Source organism: Neptunomonas concharum (genome assembly GCF_008630635.1).
Lineage (GTDB): Bacteria > Pseudomonadota > Gammaproteobacteria > Pseudomonadales > Balneatricaceae > Neptunomonas > Neptunomonas concharum.
In genome coordinates, this window is sequence record NZ_CP043869.1 from 3,175,001 (window position 1) to 3,191,781 (window position 16,781).

16 protein-coding genes (1 of these 16 cut by a window edge) are annotated in these 16,781 nt (G+C 47.5%); 8 read left to right on the forward strand and 8 right to left on the reverse strand.

The window, feature by feature from the left end; all coding sequences use genetic code 11:
• A protein-coding gene (gene tyrS, locus F0U83_RS15065; RefSeq protein ID WP_138989097.1) for a tyrosine--tRNA ligase crosses the window boundary here: on the reverse strand, nucleotides 1–86 show its start. The gene continues 1,207 nt to the left of window position 1, outside the view; the window shows 86 of its 1,293 coding nt (coding positions 1–86); the start codon lies at nucleotides 84–86; the stop codon falls past the left edge of the window.
• Nucleotides 87–270: 184 nt separating this feature from the next.
• Between tyrS and F0U83_RS15070 the strand changes: the two genes are divergently transcribed.
• Both F0U83_RS15070 and F0U83_RS15075 read left to right on the forward strand, forming a co-directional pair.
• Nucleotides 271–1,677, forward strand: coding sequence for a peptidoglycan DD-metalloendopeptidase family protein (locus F0U83_RS15070; RefSeq protein ID WP_138989096.1), 1,407 nt, complete (start codon nucleotides 271–273; stop codon nucleotides 1,675–1,677).
• On the forward strand, nucleotides 1,674–2,786 hold the full coding sequence (locus F0U83_RS15075) for an anhydro-N-acetylmuramic acid kinase (protein WP_138989095.1): 1,113 nt from the start codon (nucleotides 1,674–1,676) through the stop codon (nucleotides 2,784–2,786). The genes F0U83_RS15070 and F0U83_RS15075 overlap by 4 nt, the downstream gene beginning before the upstream one ends.
• Before the next feature lie 36 nt (nucleotides 2,787–2,822).
• Here the strand turns inward: F0U83_RS15075 and erpA are convergent, their stop codons facing one another.
• Together erpA and argC are read right to left on the reverse strand one after the other, a co-directional pair.
• Nucleotides 2,823–3,173 carry an iron-sulfur cluster insertion protein ErpA gene (gene erpA, locus F0U83_RS15080; RefSeq protein WP_138989094.1) on the reverse strand — a complete coding sequence of 117 codons (351 nt, stop codon included), beginning with the start codon at nucleotides 3,171–3,173 and terminating at the stop codon, nucleotides 2,823–2,825.
• 64 nt (nucleotides 3,174–3,237) lie between these two features.
• Nucleotides 3,238–4,269: an N-acetyl-gamma-glutamyl-phosphate reductase gene (gene argC, locus F0U83_RS15085; RefSeq protein WP_138989093.1), complete on the reverse strand. Its 1,032-nt coding sequence runs from the start codon at nucleotides 4,267–4,269 to the stop codon at nucleotides 3,238–3,240.
• 88 nt (nucleotides 4,270–4,357) lie between these two features.
• Here argC and F0U83_RS15090 point away from each other — a divergent pair, with 88 nt between their 5' ends.
• The 4 genes from F0U83_RS15090 to F0U83_RS15105 are packed head-to-tail and all read left to right on the forward strand — an operon-like array spanning nucleotide 4,358 to nucleotide 8,623.
• Nucleotides 4,358–6,076, forward strand: coding sequence for a chloride channel protein (locus F0U83_RS15090; protein ID WP_138989092.1), 1,719 nt, complete (start codon nucleotides 4,358–4,360; stop codon nucleotides 6,074–6,076).
• Nucleotides 6,073–6,696, forward strand: a complete 624-nt coding sequence (gene thiE, locus F0U83_RS15095; protein ID WP_138989091.1) for a thiamine phosphate synthase — start codon at nucleotides 6,073–6,075, stop codon at nucleotides 6,694–6,696. Before F0U83_RS15090 ends, thiE begins: the two co-directional genes overlap by 4 nt.
• Before the next feature lie 20 nt (nucleotides 6,697–6,716).
• A complete protein-coding gene (gene hemL / locus F0U83_RS15100) occupies nucleotides 6,717–8,003 on the forward strand; it encodes a glutamate-1-semialdehyde 2,1-aminomutase (protein ID WP_138989090.1) in 1,287 nt (428 codons plus the stop codon).
• Nucleotides 8,000–8,623, forward strand: coding sequence for a hypothetical protein (locus F0U83_RS15105; protein WP_138989089.1), 624 nt, complete (start codon nucleotides 8,000–8,002; stop codon nucleotides 8,621–8,623). The genes hemL and F0U83_RS15105 overlap by 4 nt, the downstream gene beginning before the upstream one ends.
• Nucleotides 8,624–8,667: 44 nt before the next feature.
• On the opposite strand, the gene F0U83_RS15110 is transcribed toward F0U83_RS15105, so the two are convergent.
• Nucleotides 8,668–9,258 carry a tetratricopeptide repeat protein gene (locus F0U83_RS15110; RefSeq protein WP_138989088.1) on the reverse strand — a complete coding sequence of 197 codons (591 nt, stop codon included), beginning with the start codon at nucleotides 9,256–9,258 and terminating at the stop codon, nucleotides 8,668–8,670.
• A 2-nt stretch (nucleotides 9,259–9,260) separates the two neighbouring features.
• The gene (mrcB, locus tag F0U83_RS15115; RefSeq protein WP_138989087.1) at nucleotides 9,261–11,615 is read right to left on the reverse strand and encodes a penicillin-binding protein 1B; all 2,355 of its coding nucleotides are present in this window, start codon (nucleotides 11,613–11,615) and stop codon (nucleotides 9,261–9,263) included.
• A gap of 46 nt (nucleotides 11,616–11,661) precedes the next feature.
• On the opposite strand from mrcB, the gene F0U83_RS15120 reads away from it, so the two are divergent.
• Entirely contained in the window at nucleotides 11,662–13,209 is a 1,548-nt protein-coding gene (locus F0U83_RS15120; RefSeq protein ID WP_138989086.1) for a bifunctional aminoglycoside phosphotransferase/ATP-binding protein, read from the forward strand.
• An 18-nt stretch (nucleotides 13,210–13,227) separates the two neighbouring features.
• On the opposite strand, the gene F0U83_RS15125 is transcribed toward F0U83_RS15120, so the two are convergent.
• Complete coding sequence (locus F0U83_RS15125) at nucleotides 13,228–13,983, reverse strand: heme ABC transporter ATP-binding protein (protein WP_138989085.1); 756 nt, start codon at nucleotides 13,981–13,983, stop codon at nucleotides 13,228–13,230.
• Nucleotides 13,980–14,936 (reverse strand): FecCD family ABC transporter permease, encoded by a 957-nt coding sequence (locus F0U83_RS15130; protein ID WP_138989084.1) that lies wholly within the window; start codon nucleotides 14,934–14,936, stop codon nucleotides 13,980–13,982. The genes F0U83_RS15125 and F0U83_RS15130 overlap by 4 nt, the downstream gene beginning before the upstream one ends.
• A gap of 203 nt (nucleotides 14,937–15,139) precedes the next feature.
• Here F0U83_RS15130 and F0U83_RS15135 point away from each other — a divergent pair, with 203 nt between their 5' ends.
• Nucleotides 15,140–15,454, forward strand: a complete 315-nt coding sequence (locus F0U83_RS15135) for a Rieske (2Fe-2S) protein (protein ID WP_138989083.1) — start codon at nucleotides 15,140–15,142, stop codon at nucleotides 15,452–15,454.
• A 2-nt stretch (nucleotides 15,455–15,456) separates the two neighbouring features.
• Here F0U83_RS15135 and F0U83_RS15140 read toward each other — a convergent pair whose 3' ends face one another.
• Nucleotides 15,457–16,620, reverse strand: coding sequence for a pyridoxal phosphate-dependent aminotransferase (locus tag F0U83_RS15140; protein ID WP_138989082.1), 1,164 nt, complete (start codon nucleotides 16,618–16,620; stop codon nucleotides 15,457–15,459).
• Between the last annotated feature and the right edge of the window lie 161 nt (nucleotides 16,621–16,781).

The following is a 16,781-nucleotide window of genomic DNA, read 5'->3' on the forward strand; positions in this document are numbered from 1 at the left end:
AGGTGCTTCTCCAGCTCCTCTTCGCTGGTCATTTGAGCCACTAGGCCCCGTGATTTCAAATCCTCTAGCAGTGTCATGTTACTCATCTCGGATCAATACCCTGTAAAAAATCATCTATGTTAAAAGACCATATTCTAACCATTGGGCGAGTTTTGAACAAATCTCTATTACCCATGTCAATAGTTTGGTTATTTGGCCGATACTACTTTAAGTACTTATCGTATATTATTGTTTTAAACGCTCTGTTTACATAATTCATAGAGGCAAAGCATGCACTTGCTTGAGAATAAAACATCACACCGCTTTCCTATTGTTCACTTAGCGGCAGTTGGTATTTGTGGCTTTATCATCACAATGACTTTATTGCTCTTACCCTCTGAAGAGGTTTCTGCGACCAAAGCCGTTCCACTCTCTTTGACTCATTCCCCTATGAGCCAATCAATTGATAGAGATGCAGAAAACATTCGAGTGCAGATAAATCTTGAAGCTAACGCTCTAACACAACCAGACGCTTCCGATTTAACCGTCGCAGAACCCATTGATGTCGAACCCTCTACTACTATTAATGAGCCTTCCGAAAATTGGGTTTACTATACGGTTAATAAAAATGACAACCTGACTTCTCTGTTTAAGCGCGCAGGACTCACACCACAAGATGTTTACAAAGTCAGCACTGCCGCTAAAGATGGGCAACTAAGCAGACTTTATCCTGGTGAAACCTTAGGCTTTTTGATTGAAGATAACGATCTGAGGAAATTGAAGTATGAGCTTTCCCCACTCAAAACAATTGTGCTTAGCAAGGGTGACGACGCCTCTTACCACGTAAATACAATTGAGCGAACACCTGAGACAAAACAGCACTACGCCGAGGGCGTAATCAATAACTCTCTTTTTGTTGATGCCGAAAGCGCTGGTCTTTCCAGCAATATGATTATGCAATTTGCCACGCTATTTGCTTGGGACCTCGACTTTTCTCAGGATATCCGAAAAGGAGATCAATTCCGTATCATCTATAATGAACAATTTTTAGATGGGGAAAAAATAAGCGACGGACATGTTGTCGCCGCACAATTTGTTAACAACGGCGAGACCTACACAGCTATTCGCTATACCGACTCAGACGGACAAACTAGCTACTACACGCCTGAAGGTCATAGTATGCGAAAGGCTTTTTTACGTATGCCTGTTGATTTTGCCCGCATTAGCTCTCGTTTTAACCTGTCACGAAAACATCCTGTCTTAAATAAGATCAGAGCGCATAAAGGTGTTGATTATGCTGCAAAAACGGGTACGCCTATTAAAGCATCCGGCGACGGAAAGGTGATTTGGATAGGCAATAAAGGCGGCTATGGAAGAACTGTCGTACTTCAACATGGCAGCAATATCACCACACTTTATGCGCATATGTCTAAATACAACCGCAAGCTCAAGAAAGGGAGCCGCGTTTCTCAAGGACAAGTCATTGGCTATGTTGGCAAATCAGGCCTTGCAACCGGCCCCCACCTACACTACGAGTTCCGTGTTAATGGCTCTCATAAAAATCCAATGACAGTTAAGTTCCCTCAGGCTCAACCTGTTGCGAAGAAAGAGCGCGTAGCCTTTGATCAAATTGCACAACAAATGGTTGCTCAGCTAAATACCAATGCAGGTCGTCAATTGGCCTCCAGAGAACAATGAAAACGCAAGCAGGTATATACATAGGCGTCATGTCCGGCACTAGCCTAGATGGTATTGATGTTGCCGTCGTACAGCTAGGGCAAGAGCTGAAATTGATTGGCGCAAAGTGTTATCCAATACCCAATGAAACCAAAACTGCCATCCTTGGTTTAACTCAACCGGGGGATAACGAGATAGAGCGCCTAGGCAAGCTGGATATAGAGCTTGCCCGGCTATTTGCAGCAGCAATCAACCATACATTACACGACTTAAATCTTAACCGATCAGACATCCTCGCTATTGGCAGCCATGGACAAACTATTCGCCACCGACCTAAAACCGGCTTCTCGCTGCAAGCGGGAGATCCCAACCTTATCGCAGCACAGACAAACATTAAGGTCATTGCAGACTTTCGCAGAAAAGATCTCGCCTATGGTGGTGAAGGCGCACCGTTAGTTCCGGCGTTCCATGCTGACCAATTCAAAAGCAGTCATACCAGCCGGGTAATACTTAATATTGGAGGCATGTCCAATATCACCGTTTTGCCCACGCAAGGGGAAGTAAGAGGATATGACACAGGACCAGGTAACGTACTACTAGACGCTTGGTGCTATCGCCATCGAAGCCTTCCATATGATCAAGCCGGCGCTTGGGCCGCCAGCGGCATATACAATGCATCATTACTAGAAAAACTTATGTCGCTTCCCTTTTTTCACGAAACACCACCGAAAAGTACGGGACGTGAACAGTTCAATATAGAGTGGCTGGAGCACATGTTGAATCAATCCGCGGATTACCAACTTAGTCCCGCAGACATCCAAGCAACACTCCTCGAATTAACTGCTCGATCCATTTCAGATGCGATTATTTCAGAAAAGCACAACGCCCCTGAAATCTATATTTGTGGTGGTGGCGCCCACAATACAGCACTGATTCAACGCTTGAAACAACTTCTAGAGCCCTCATCCATTGCAACCACAGAGTCTTTAGGCATGCATCCTGACTGGGTCGAAGCAGCCGCCTTTGCATGGCTGGCTTATCGAGCATTAAATGGCCTGAGTGGCAACCTACCTTCGGTAACAGGAGCAAGCAAAGAAACTATTCTAGGCGGAATATATCAAGCAGGATAAAAAGACAGCCTGAGAAAACAAGCTGCCTGAAAGTATTCAGATAGAGAAGGATGAACCACAACCACACGTTGTCGTGGCGTTGGGATTATTGATCTTAAATTGAGAACCTTGTAGGCCTTCGGTGTAATCCACTTCTGAACCTTCTAAATATTGAAAGCTCATGGGATCTACCACCATAAGCACACCTTGGTTCTCGATTTGAGTATCATCCTCAGCTACCTCTTCATCAAAAGTAAAACCGTAAGAAAAGCCTGCACAACCACCCCCTGTGATGAATACTCTCAGCTTCAGGTTATCGTTCTGCTCTTCCTCAATCAGGCTTTTTACCTTTGCAGCGGCCGAATCGGTAAACACCATCGGAGCACTGGATGCCACTGTCTCTGTCATATCATACTCTATGTCGTTATAAACCTGACGCTATTGTTCATTAACCAAGCAATTTAGTCAAGTATCAAGGCATTAAACCAACGATTCCTAATCCGCTCGCTTCGTCCAGCCCAAACATGATATTCATATTTTGCACAGCCTGGCCTGCAGCGCCCTTGACCAAGTTATCAATGACTGACAACACTACAACCGTATCGTCGTTCTGAGGACGGAATACACTGATACGACAAGTATTAGCACCTTTGACACTACGGGTCTCTGGATGACTTCCTTCGGGCATAACATCAACGAAAGGTTCATCTTTATAACGCTCCTCAAAAAGGCTTTGTAGGCCATCTTTCGGATCTTTGAGCGTCGCATATAAAGTGGAGTGAATACCCCGAATCATTGGTGTCAAATGGGGTACGAAGGTCAGCCCGACCGGACGACCTGCCGCTTCACTCAGGCCTTGCCGAATCTCTGGAAGATGGCGGTGCCCAGCCACAGCATACGCTTTCATGCTTTCGCTGGTTTCGCATAACAACGCACCCACACTTGCACCACGACCGGCACCACTGACTCCCGATTTACAATCAGCAATCAGTCGACGATGATCAATCAGCCCTTGTTCTAATAGCGGTAAGAAACCCAGCTGAGTCGCGGTAGGATAACAACCAGGGCACGCAATTAACTGCGCATCTGTAATTTGTTGGCGATTTACTTCAGGCAAACCATACACAGCCATTTCAACCAGATCTGGGCAGGTATGCTCCAACTTGTACCATTGCGACCAAAGCGACACATCTTTGATACGGAAATCCGCACCCAAGTCAATCACCCTGACACCTCGTCTGATCAGATCAGGCGCCATACTCATAGCAACCCCATGAGGTGTTGCGAAGAAAACCACATCGCACTCAGCCAGCCTATCTACATCGGGTACGGTGAAGCACAAATCAAAGTGCCCTCGTAAGTTAGGGAACATATCTGCAACCGCGATACCCTCTTCCGAACGCGATGTAATGACTTGAACCTCTACGCTTGGATGATTGGCGAGCAAACGCAGCAATTCAACTCCGGTATAGCCTGTTCCACCTACGATTCCTACTTTAATCACAACAACCTCTCATCGTCACGTAAAAACTGTTAACTTATAATACCGATCAGAAAGATTAAAAACTATCAGCTGTTGGTTAAAACATCGAATGCAAAAGCACCATTTGTCACTTCAACATTTTCGAGAGCGGCTGACCCACTACGATGCGCTTCCTCAACTTGTGATTTTGGGGCTTTTGTCAGGGGTCGCAACCGGCATACTGATGGTACTGTTCCGGCTTGCCGTTGAGTGGCCATTAGTGTGGTGGCAAGGGAACGCCGAAGCGTTTGAATCTCTGCCTACCCTTCAGCTTTTTTTACTCCCTATTGCAGGCAGTATCGCTCTTTCGTTAATTTTTTTACTCTGGCCAAAGGCAAAGCAAGCTGGGATGGTGCACCTGTTTGAACGCCTTGCCTACCATCAAGGCCAAATCCCCGGAAGCAGCTTGGCAGCCCAATTTGTAACAGCAACTATCGCCCTTGTCAGCGGACACTCTGTCGGCAGGGAGGGACCATCTATCTATCTTGGTGCCGCTTGCAGCAGCCTAATCGGCCAACGCTTGCAGCTCCCTAACAACTCATTGCGATTATTAGTCGGATGCGGTGCTGCAGCAGCGATTTCTGCTGCCTTCAATACGCCTCTAGCCGGGGTCATCTTTGCTATGGAAGTGGTTTTGATGGAATACACACTGATAGGTTTCACGCCTGTTATTGTGGCAGCCGTCTCAGCAGATCTCGTAATGCGGACTGTCCTAGGACACGACCCCGTCTTTAGCGTTCCACTCTTTCAAATTGGTACATTGGCGGAGATCCCATGGGTGATGCTGTTAGGCGTATGTGTTGGCATTTCAGCGGCAGCTTTTAACAAAATCATGCTCTATACCTATCGTTTCTCCAACAAACCGGTCGTGCTGCGCTTTATTATTGCTGGGATAGCGACCGGGAGCCTTGCTATTTTTTATCCACAAATTATGGGTGTCGGCTATGACACGATCTCAGATGCACTATGGGGGCGCATTGAACTTCAATTACTATGTGGACTATTACTTGCCAAACTCCTACTAACACCATTCATTTTGGGACTAGGTATTCCTGCAGGTCTCATTGGTCCGACGCTGTTTATTGGCGCCATCATTGGTGGAATCTTTGGTGTAGTGGGTGATTTTTTCAGTGATATGGATGTATCTCACCAAGGGCTATATGCAATGCTCGGCATGGGCGCGATGATGGCAGCCGTATTGAATGCTCCATTAGCCGCTTTAGTCGCGCTGCTGGAGTTAACCGGCAATCCCAATATTATTCTCCCCGGCATGATTGCAATTGTGATTAGTAATCTCACGGTTCGCTACCTGTTTAACCTACCCTCGATCTTCCAGTCCGCACTGCAAGCACAGGGCCTTGATTATCGTCAGGAGCCCATTGCACAGTCACTGTCTCGCGCGGCCACAGGTAGTCTAATGGAAAGAAGCTTCATCACAACGGATGCCGAAATCAGCCTTAAAGCCGCCCAGCAAATCGTTACGGAATCCCCTCGCTGGCTCTACATAAAAGACCCTCAAGAGCAGAACTCACGGGTTATGCTCCCCAAAGATTTAAACGATTGGGTCGCCAGAGACAACATTAACGATCCTATCAATCTACTCGATATTCCTGCGGAACGCTTTAACGTAGTCGAGATTAGCTTTAGGGCAACGCTTCATGAAGCGCTCACTAAAATGAACGAGCAGCATATCAACCTGCTCTGCGTTGTAAGTAACAAAAATGAATTAATGGGCATGATAACCCGCAGCCAAATTGAATATTACTACACCCATAAGCAGACATTATGAACTCACTGAAAGGCCTCTACGCGATAACGGATAGTACACTCATGCCTGATGACGACACCCTACTGTGCCAAGTGGAAGACGCCATTTTAGGGGGCGCTCAAATTATCCAATATCGAGATAAATCAAACGATAAAGGTAAACGTTTACGGCAAGCAAGCGCACTAAATAGCCTATGTGAGCATCACCAGCGCTATTTTATTATTAATGATGATATTGAACTTGCTTTTTCCTGTGGTGCTAGCGGCGTACATCTAGGCCAGAGCGATGGCTCCCTAAGCGATGCAAAGTCTCGACTTTCAGCCAACGCTATCATTGGCGTAACATGCCATGATAGCCTGAGTCTTGCACAAAAAGCCGAGAAGCAAGGAGCGTCCTATGTAGCTTTTGGCGCATTTTTCCGCTCCCAAACGAAGCCACATGCTATACCTGCACCCCTAACTCTCTTGCAGGAAGCACGCCAGCAGCTCTCATCACCAATAGTAGCGATAGGCGGTATTACTGTGGATAATGCCCATCAGGTTATCGCTGCTGGCGCGGACATGGTTGCTGTTGTCCATTCTCTATTTACCGCCCCATCAGTGACTCAGCAGGCACAAGCCTTTGCTGATGTCTTCAAATAGAATGATTAAAGGTTATTACAATGTCACGTTCAGAAGATCTTTTTAAAGCGGCCCAAACACATATCCCCGGCGGCGTAAATTCACCTGTGCGAGCGTTCAAAGGGGTCGGAGGCACGCCGGTTTTCTTTAAAAAAGGAGAAGGTGCCTACCTATTTGATGAGGATGATAACCAATATATCGACTATGTCGGCTCATGGGGCCCGATGATTCTGGGCCATGCCCATCCCGATGTCATTAACGCGGTGCGTGACGTCTTAGATAATGGACTAGGTTTTGGTGCACCTACCGCAATCGAAACGGTTATGGCTGATAAAGTGTGCGAGATCATGCCCTCTATTGAGATGGTACGTATGGTAAGCTCGGGAACTGAAGCCACCATGAGTGCCATTCGTCTAGCCCGTGGCTATACCGGTCGAGATAAAATTGTGAAATTTGAAGGATGCTACCACGGTCACTCTGACTCTCTATTGGTCAAGGCCGGTTCTGGGGCACTGACGCTCGGCGAGCCTAACTCTCCTGGCGTACCTGCCTCTTTAGCAGAACACACCATCACGCTCACCTTTAACGATATCGATAATGTTCGTCAGGCATTTGCAGAAGTCGGCGATCAGGTTGCCTGCATCATCGTTGAACCGGTTGCTGGCAATATGAACTGCATTCCTCCTAAGGAGGGCTTTCTCGAAGGCTTGAGAGAGGTTTGTGATGAATATGGTTCGGTATTGATCTTTGATGAGGTTATGACAGGTTTTCGTGTTGCTCTTGGCGGCGCACAAGCCTATTACGACATCAAGCCTGACCTAACCACTTTAGGTAAAGTCATCGGAGGAGGCCTTCCAGTTGGCGCTTTCGGCGGTAAACGCGAGATAATGGAACATATTGCACCGCTAGGTCCGGTTTATCAGGCGGGAACTTTGTCGGGCAACCCGCTATCCATGAGCGCAGGCTTAGCTATGCTCAACGCTTTGCAACAAACATCAGGTATTCATGAGCAATTGGCAGCAAAAACAGAGTTGCTGACCCAAGGGCTGGAATCGCAGGCACTGCTGCACAACACTCCATTCACAACATCTGCCGTAGGCGGTATGTTCGGCCTCTTCTTTACAGAACAAACTGAAGTAAATAGTTATGCCGCTGCAACGGCGTGCGATACCGAGCGCTTTGCCGCCTTCTTCCAAGGTATGCTAAAAGAAGGGGTCTATCTTGCCCCGTCCGCCTATGAAGCTGGCTTTATGTCAGCAGCTATTTCCGCTGCAGACATAGAAAAAACGATTGAAGCGGCTGGCCGAGTCTTTGCGACGCTAAAATGATAGCAGCCATATCTGAGTTCCTTCTAATACTGGGCAGCATTTTTGCTGCTGCCCAGCTATTCAGGCAACCTGAAAAACTGACAGAGCAAACCAAGACGTTTGCCATGCTGATAACGCTATCGCTTGGGTTCATTGCTGCTTCAGCGTTAGGTGAAATCTTGCTCAGCGGTGAGAATCAAGACTCGCAAACTATGGCTCGATTATTGACTCAGCTGAAAATTTTTATCGCTATTCCCCTTATCAGCTCGTTAATCACAGCCGCGAGATTCGGATATTTTTTTAGTCGAGCTGCTTGGGGACGTTGGGTTTTAGCCCTGTTTGCTATGTTTGAACTGATGCGAAGAATGGGATTAGGTGTCGAATACACTCAAGTACTCTCCGTTTTGTGTGCTCTATCGCTGCTTATCTCCTTAGTAAGCTTTCGACAGCCATCAATTCGCAACCTAGGAGTAGTGGGAGCACTACTGATCTCATCAAGCTTGCTGATTTATAGTAAAGCGTCTCTATTGCCTACCCACCAGCATATGCCCACAGAGAACCTGATGATGGCAGCAGGACTCATCTTTATTGGACTAGCTTGCAGGCACATGATCAGTTATCAACAAAAAACCGACTCGTAAGGGTCGGCTTTTCATTCATTATCAAACAATTGGCTGTGTGGCGATTAATAGCGCTTTGCAATAACAGCTGCTTTATTTGCGCCTTCGATGTCACCGGTATCGGTTCGAATGGATGCTATTAATAACCATAAACGCCGCAGATAATTATTTTGTCCTTGAGCAACAGCAACACCCTTTAGCGCGACTTGCTCTGCTTGCAAAAACTCACCTAAACGCCGGTGGGTATCAGCCAAGGAATAGTAAACTTCAGGATTCTTAGGTGATATGCGCTGTGCCCGCTGCAAGCTGGTTTGCGCATCGCGCAAACGCCCGCTATTTGTCTGTTGCCGGGCGGTGTCCAGCAAAGCTAAAGCAGCAGGATTTTGCTCCGAACGCACCACCGTTTTAGGCGCACTATTCACCCCCGGCTCACTGCTATCCCGTTGCGTACGGAAAACAGGCGTCGGCGCAACGGGTGTCACTGTAACACCACTAGAAGGGTCAACGGGTGTTACAACACTGTTATTTCCTCTTAGTGGTTTTGTCGATGTAGAACGATCTTCTATGGGTGTATTGTAAAGATTCTGTGTCGAACAGCCTGCCATCACTAGAAAAATTCCTAGCGTGCCCAGTTTAATACCTGTTTTCTTGCGCATCATCACTCCTGCCTAAACCAGCGTCGGAACCAATCCAGCGGCTCCGCCCCTCTATTCTGTACGGGTTCAACCCCGCAATCAACTCGGTACTGAGGTTTTGTTCCTTTCAAGAAAGGGATCTGAACAGCCCCTTGGCAACGCTCATCCGATAAATATCCGGTCTCCTGATCAACCCATAAGTACTCCACACCTTCAGGTACCGGTGTAATAAAAGGTTCTGGGCGCTCATTTTTCATAAATTCAGTCCAAACCTTGAGCGCTCCTCCGGAGCCCGTAAAAGGCAGCGGTTCATTATCATCACGGCCAAGCCACACAACCGCCAGACGATTACCGGTAAAGCCCGCAAACCAGCTATCGCGCTGATCATTCGAGGTACCCGTTTTCCCCCCTACATTCAGGTCAGAAGGCAAACTGCTGTAGATGGACCGCGCAGTTCCACTGCGTGCTACCTCCTGCATGGCATATTGAAGTAAGTGTACACTCTCACCAGAAACCGTTTGTCTTACCTGAAACGGATAACGTGATAATTCTACACCGCTGCTATCGGTTACTTGTCGAATTGAGCGTAGCGGCATTTGAAAACCGTTAGCCGCAATCGTCTGATAAACGCTTGCAACCTCAGCCACTGGAAGGCCTTGAGCACCTAATAGTAACGACGGATAGGGATCAATCTCCCGCTCAACTCCTAACTGACGCAACGTTTTGATCACATTATCCAGCCCTACATCCATACCTAAACGAGCAGTGGATAAGTTATAGGATTGAGCAAGCGCACGATGGAGAGGCACCACACCATGAGGTTGTTTATCAAAGTTTTGTGGCTGCCATACTTGCCCATTAGGCATATCGACACTGAAAGGTTCATCTTCTATGGGCGAAACCAGCGTGTATCCACGCTCTAATGCCGACAGATAAACAGCCGGTTTAACTAATGAACCAATCGGCCTCACAGCATCCAAGGCCCGATTAAACCCTTGGTAACGTGTACTCCGCCCTCCGATAATACTGAGCACTTCTCCCGTTTGGGGGTCTGTGACGACCATACTGCCTTCTAGTTCTGAGAGCCGCTTGCCATAGCGTTTTTCCAAGCTGCTTATCGTTTTAGTCAGGGCCGCTTCCGCTTTTGCCTGAACAATCGGATTCAGGCTGGTGAAAACCCTGAGCCCTTCGGTTCTCAGGTCCTCATCACGATAACTTTCTCTGAGCTGTCGCTTAACTATATCCAGATAAGCGGGATACGCTCCTTTGAGCAAGCTTTTTTGCTTCACAACCCCAAGCGGCATTTTAATGGTGTCTTGATATAGCGACTCCGATATAGTGCCTTCGTCCCTTAGTACACTCAGTACCAAATCCCGACGTTTTTTTGCACGCTCAGGGTTACGCCGTGGGTCGTAATATGAGGGCCCTTTAACCAAACCCGCCAGCAGCGCCACTTGATGCAACTGAAGTTCCTGAATAGGTAGCGCAAAATAATACTGTGCGGCCAACCCAAAACCATGAATTGCTCGAGAGCCTTCCTGTCCTAAATAAACCTCATTCAGGTAAGCCTCGAGAATTTCCTCTTTGCTGTAATGAAAATCCAATAACACGGCCATGGGGATTTCCATCAGCTTTCTTGCCAATGTTCGTTCTGAAGTGAGGTAAAAATTCTTTATCAACTGCTGCGTAAGCGTACTACCGCCCTGCACAAACCGACCCGCTTGTAGATTGATCCACATGGCTCGGGCAATCCCTTTCAGGGATATACCAAAGTGTTCGTAATAACTTCTATCCTCAATTGCAATCAAGGCATCTTTTAAGCCAACAGGCGCATCCTCTAAGCGAATCAGGTCCCTATCTTCATTATTTTGCGGATAAATACCCCCGATTAAAACAGGCTCAAGTCTGGCTAAATGAAGTGTTTGCCCCTGCGCGCTCTTAATTCGGGACAGCGTATTGCCCGAAAAATCGAGAATCAGTCGCTGTGCACTTTCTCTTCCATCAGGAAAATCGAAGCCGCGAGTGTATATATGTGCAGTGCTTTTAGAGAAAGCGGCTTGGCCAGGTTTACTGGCATGAGTCGTCTGCTGATACCCCAAACCTTTGAGTTCTAATTTGAGATCCGTTATAGAGAAAGGAGCGCCGGGGTAAAGCTCCAACGGCCTCGCAAATACCTTGGCAGGAAGTGCCCAACGCTTGCCTTCGAATTGCTCACGAATCTGGGCATCCAGATAGATCATACCTATCCCGCCTAAGACGAACGCAACCAAGCTCAACTTAAAGAGCAAGCTCAGTAACTTTCGCCAGATCGAACGCGATGCTGGTGCTTTTTTCGCCCTTGAAGACGTTTTCTTTGCTGGTGTTCTCTTTTTAGCCATCAGCCCAGTATAATTCCTTAACGTTTATGAGAATACCGAAGGTTTCATGCAACCCGATTTGATCAAAGCACTAACGCGCCCTGAGCACTATCCGCATCACGTTGATAGCCCTGTACGTGTAATTGAAACACATATCTCCTGGTTGCTTCTGACAGGAGAGTATGCTTATAAAATTAAAAAGCCGGTCGATTTTGGCTTTCTGGATTTTACCACCTTGGCACTGCGTAAACATTTTTGCGAAGAGGAACTTCGCCTCAATCAACGCTTAGCACCCGACATTTATGATACGCTCATAGCCATCACAGGCTCTGTCGATAACCCCCAACTTAACGAGTTGGACCAACTGGATGAAGCAACGCCAATCGAGTATGCGGTGCGAATGTACCAGTTCGATCCTGAACTGCGGCTGGATCTTATCCTTGATCGCCGTCGCTTTGAACCCGCTTGGATCGACATGCTAGCCGAACAAATCGCACACTTTCACACTCGGATTCCCCGTGTTGCACAAGACAGCCCCTGGGGAGAGCCTGATACCATCTGGGATGTCGTTTCGGACAATTATACCCATATCAGCGAACAAAAGATCAGTTCAAACGACTGGCAGCAGCTGCAGTTTTTATCCCATAGGACAGCGCAGCAGTTTCGTAAGCTAGCGCCGGTCATTGCCCGCCGTAAACAAGAAGGTCATATCAGGGAGTGCCATGGCGATTTACACCTAGGCAATGTCACGCTATACCATGGGCAGTTACGACTATTCGATTGCATCGAGTTTAACCTACAGTTCCGCTGGATAGACACGATTTGTGACCTTGCGTTCCTTTTGATGGATTTAGAAGTTAAAGGGCAATATCGTTGGTCTAATCGCTGCCTGAATCGTTACCTAGAGCTAACAGGCGATTATGAGTCCCTCTCTTTACTCAATTTTTACAAATCGTATCGCTCCATGGTCAGAGCAAAGGTAGCAATGCTTGGGGATACACCTGACCTGACTACGTTCCGGCGCTACCTTAATCTGACTCAACAGTACACACATAAACAAAAGCCAGCTCTTTTTTTAATGCACGGCGTCTCCGGTAGCGGGAAAAGTCACCTGAGTAGTCAGTTGGTCGAGAGGATAGACTGCATCCGTTTACGCTCCGATGTTGAGCGCAAGCGACTATATCGAGAGCTTAGCCGCCGGGGAGAGCGTTTAGAGTTATACGGGCAAGAGATGAATGCTCGTACTTTTCAGCACTTGCTCAATCTCTCTCGCTCCCTGCTCCAAAGCGGCTACTCCGTCATCGTCGACGCAACCTTTATTCGAAAGCGTACTCGCGTGAGCTATGCCGACCTTGCACAATCTCTGGAGATTCCTTTACGCATTATTAGCTGCCACTGCGAACAGAAGCTGATTGAAGCACGACTGAAAAGGCGTCAAGCACAAGGCGGCGACGCTTCCGATGCCGACATCAAGGTTATGCAAGACCAACTGAAACATCAACAACGCCTAACTGAGGCCGAGCAAGACTATACCATTGCCGTGGACACGGATGATGATGACGCGATTAATGTGCTGCTAAGCCAGATGATTGCTGAAGGTCTCATCGCGCCTTAAACCCTTATTGGAAACGGGCTAACGCACATAAAAAAGCCGTTGCCCGTCTACCCTAACTGACTCAACCTGCGTCTGATAAACCTCAGAAAGGCGAGTTGTCTCAAGCGCATCATCAGGCGTACCCGTATGCACAATTCGGCCTGCGCTCATTAACGATATGCTATCTGCAAACTGAGCGGCTAATGACAAATCATGCATCACAACAAAAACCGACTTTCCCTGCTTAGCCAAGCCTTTTAGCAAGCGCATAACGCTGATTTGATGAGTCAAATCGATCGCTTTTAAGGGCTCATCAAGTAAAACACAACGGGTCAAATCACCTATTTGAACCAGAAGCCTTGCTAGGTGCACACGCTGTTTTTCCCCACCGGATAAATGGGTGTAAGCGTGCTCAGCCAGTTCCTCAATATCCAAAGCCTTTAAGGCCTGCGTAATTTGCACCTGCAAAACCGATTCTAGTTCGCCCAGAGGATACCCCCCCATAGCAACCACATCCCACGCACGAAAAGGAAAATCTAACCACTGCTCTTGCAATAGCACTGCCAATAAGAGTGAGCGCTCGCTAACTCCGTACTCTTTAAGCTGCTTATCACTGAGAAATACCCCACCCTCATTTGGCTCAATAACACCAGACAAGAGCTTCAGTAATGTGCTTTTGCCACTGCCATTGGGGCCAATTAAAGCGTGCAATTTACCCGCTTCGAGTGACAGATCTACACGTTCCACAATAGATCGATCTTCTCGACGATATGTCAGCCCTCGAGCCTGTATCATCCCGCTCTCCTCCGTCCGGCACGAATCATCAAAAGAAACACAGGACTTCCCACTAACGCAGTAATCAATCCGATAGGAAGTTCTGCGGGAGCAACCAACGTCCGTGATAAGAGATCCGCAAATAAAAGCAGGCCGGCACCCAGCAAGAAAGAGAGAGGTAGCAACTGCCGATTGTCAGGCCCGAACAGTAGACGAATCACATGAGGCACCACCAATCCCACAAAGCCAATCATACCCACTAACGAAACCACTGAACCCACAACCAATGCCGTCATTAATACAAGCTGACGATAGGTCTTTTGAGTATCAACACCCAGCAACTGAGCTTGTTGCTCACCTAATAGCAGTAAGTTAAGCACGCTAGCGAAGCGCAACACCCATGGAATACAGACCACGGCAACTATCGTAAGCAATACGACATGCCACCAGCCTACGCCTTGCACGTTGCCCATCAGCCAGAAAGTCACCTGGCGCAATGTCATACTATCGGAAAGATATTTCAAGCCCGCTATTCCTGCACCAGCCATCGCATTAATGGCAACGCCAGCAAGTAATAAGGTGATTGAAGATATCCCCTCGGTGGTTTGCGCAATTCGCATAACAAGCAGAGTTACCAACATACCACCTAAGAAAGCCGCTAACGGCATCCCTAAAGATACCAATAAGCCGCCGCCCAATAAGGTTACAGCTACTTGCCATCCAACCGCTGCCAACGCTGCCCCAGCGGAAACACCAATAAGGCCAGGATCCGCCAACGGGTTACGAAATAAGGATTGGACCACAGCACCGGTGATAGCCAACAGTCCACCGGCTAGCATAACCAACAGAGCCCGAGGTAAACGAATTTCCAACACAATACGGCGAGCCACTTCATCCCCAGACCAAACGTCGCCCAAGGAGAGTGAAACCGCACCCCACTGCACAGATGCCATCGTAAGCATCAATAACATCATCCCCAAACCGCTGAACAATACGCCCTTGTATCTCAGAGGTTTAGCTATTGATTTTGCTATCAGCACCGCATCCTCTCACTATTAAAAACGAAATACAGAACCCCGACAGTTGCCCAATATAGGTTAAGATAGACAGGGATTATAAACAGAAACCCACATAACGGGTTGAGATTTCCTTCAATAGCGAATTGGACACTTCCACGATGATCAAGCTTTGCACCACACAAGAAATCCCCGAAAGCACAGCAAAAGGGTTCTCATTGGACGAGAAATCACTTTTTGTGGTGCATCACAACGGGGAATATTTTGCTTATCTGAACAAGTGCCCCCATAGAGGCATCGCACTGGAGTGGCAACCGAATCAGTTTTTAGATGTCGAAAAGAACTTCATACAGTGCGCAACCCACGGTGCACTCTTTCGTATTGAAGATGGGGAGTGTGTCGCAGGCCCATGCCCTGGTGAAACCCTCACCCCCCTAGAGATTCATGTGGAAAATGAGCACATTTTCCTTACCTAATGCTAGTTTTTGATAAACGCCGCCAAACGTTTCAGCATCAGTTCAATTCGATCTAAGCCCGTCGTGTAAGAGAAACGAATAAACTGATTTGCACGATAGCTGCCGAAGTCGAGCCCTGGTGTCGCAGCCACATGAGCCTCTTCCAGCAACCTCCAACAGTAGTCATAGGTGTTATCTGTCAGGTGAGAAGCATCCGCATACACATAGAATGCCCCCTCAGGCATTAAAGGGATATCAAAGCCTAGTTTACGCAGCCCTTCAACCAGCAAATCCCGACGCAATTCGAATTGGTGACGCCGCCTTTCAAACTCCTCTAGGCTCTCATCATCAAACGCAGCCAAAGCTGCATATTGTGAAACTGTCGGTGGAGAGATATAGAGATTTTGTGCAAGTTTCTCCAATTCTGGAACTGCCGATTCTGGCGCAACAATCCACCCCAAACGCCATCCCGTCATGCCAAAGTACTTCGAGAAGCTATTGATAACGAAAGCATCGGGTTCTATCTCTAAAATAGAGGGCGCATCAAAGCCATAAGTTAAGCCATGGTAAAGTTCATCGACAACCAACACCCCACCTTGTTGCTTAACGGCATCAGCCACCCCTTGTAGCTCCTCTTTATGGAGCACAGAACCTGTAGGGTTGGCAGGTGATGCAATCAATACACCGGCTGTTCTCTGATGCCATTCACGCTTAATCAAATCAGGAGTCAGTTGGAACTTCTCGGCAGCCGTAGTCGGTACCAGCTGGCTTCTGGCATCCAGCATACGTAAAAACTGCCGGTTACAAGGATAGCCTGGGTCAGCCATCATAAATGTCGTTTCAGGATCTGCTAATAAACCAAAAACCATCAACAACGCGCCCGAAGCACCCGATGTAACAATCACTCGGCTGGCATCAATTTTCAATCCATAGCGTTGCTCATAAAAGCGAGCAATGGCCTGACGTAACTCAGGAATACCCGCTGCTGGTGTGTATTGAGTCAGCCCCTGATCAATGGCTTGGTGCGCAGCCTCCTTGACCCGTGGTGCCGTCCCGAAATCAGGCTCACCTGCTTCCATATGAATAACATCAAAACCTTCGGCGTCCAGTTGTTTTGCCCTTTTGAGTAAGTCCATTACTTTAAAAGACTCAATTTCCTTTGCCCGACTTGTCCACTTATCTTGCATGAAACGCTCTCCTGATATATCGCATAACGATTATACATAAGTCGTATTATACATATCCAGAAGATACGCATTTTCCCTAACTTATAGCCTTTATCCTGAAACTATCATTGATTTAGGCTATATTTTTTCAAAATCAGGACTAGCCTAAAGGTTGGTGTTCT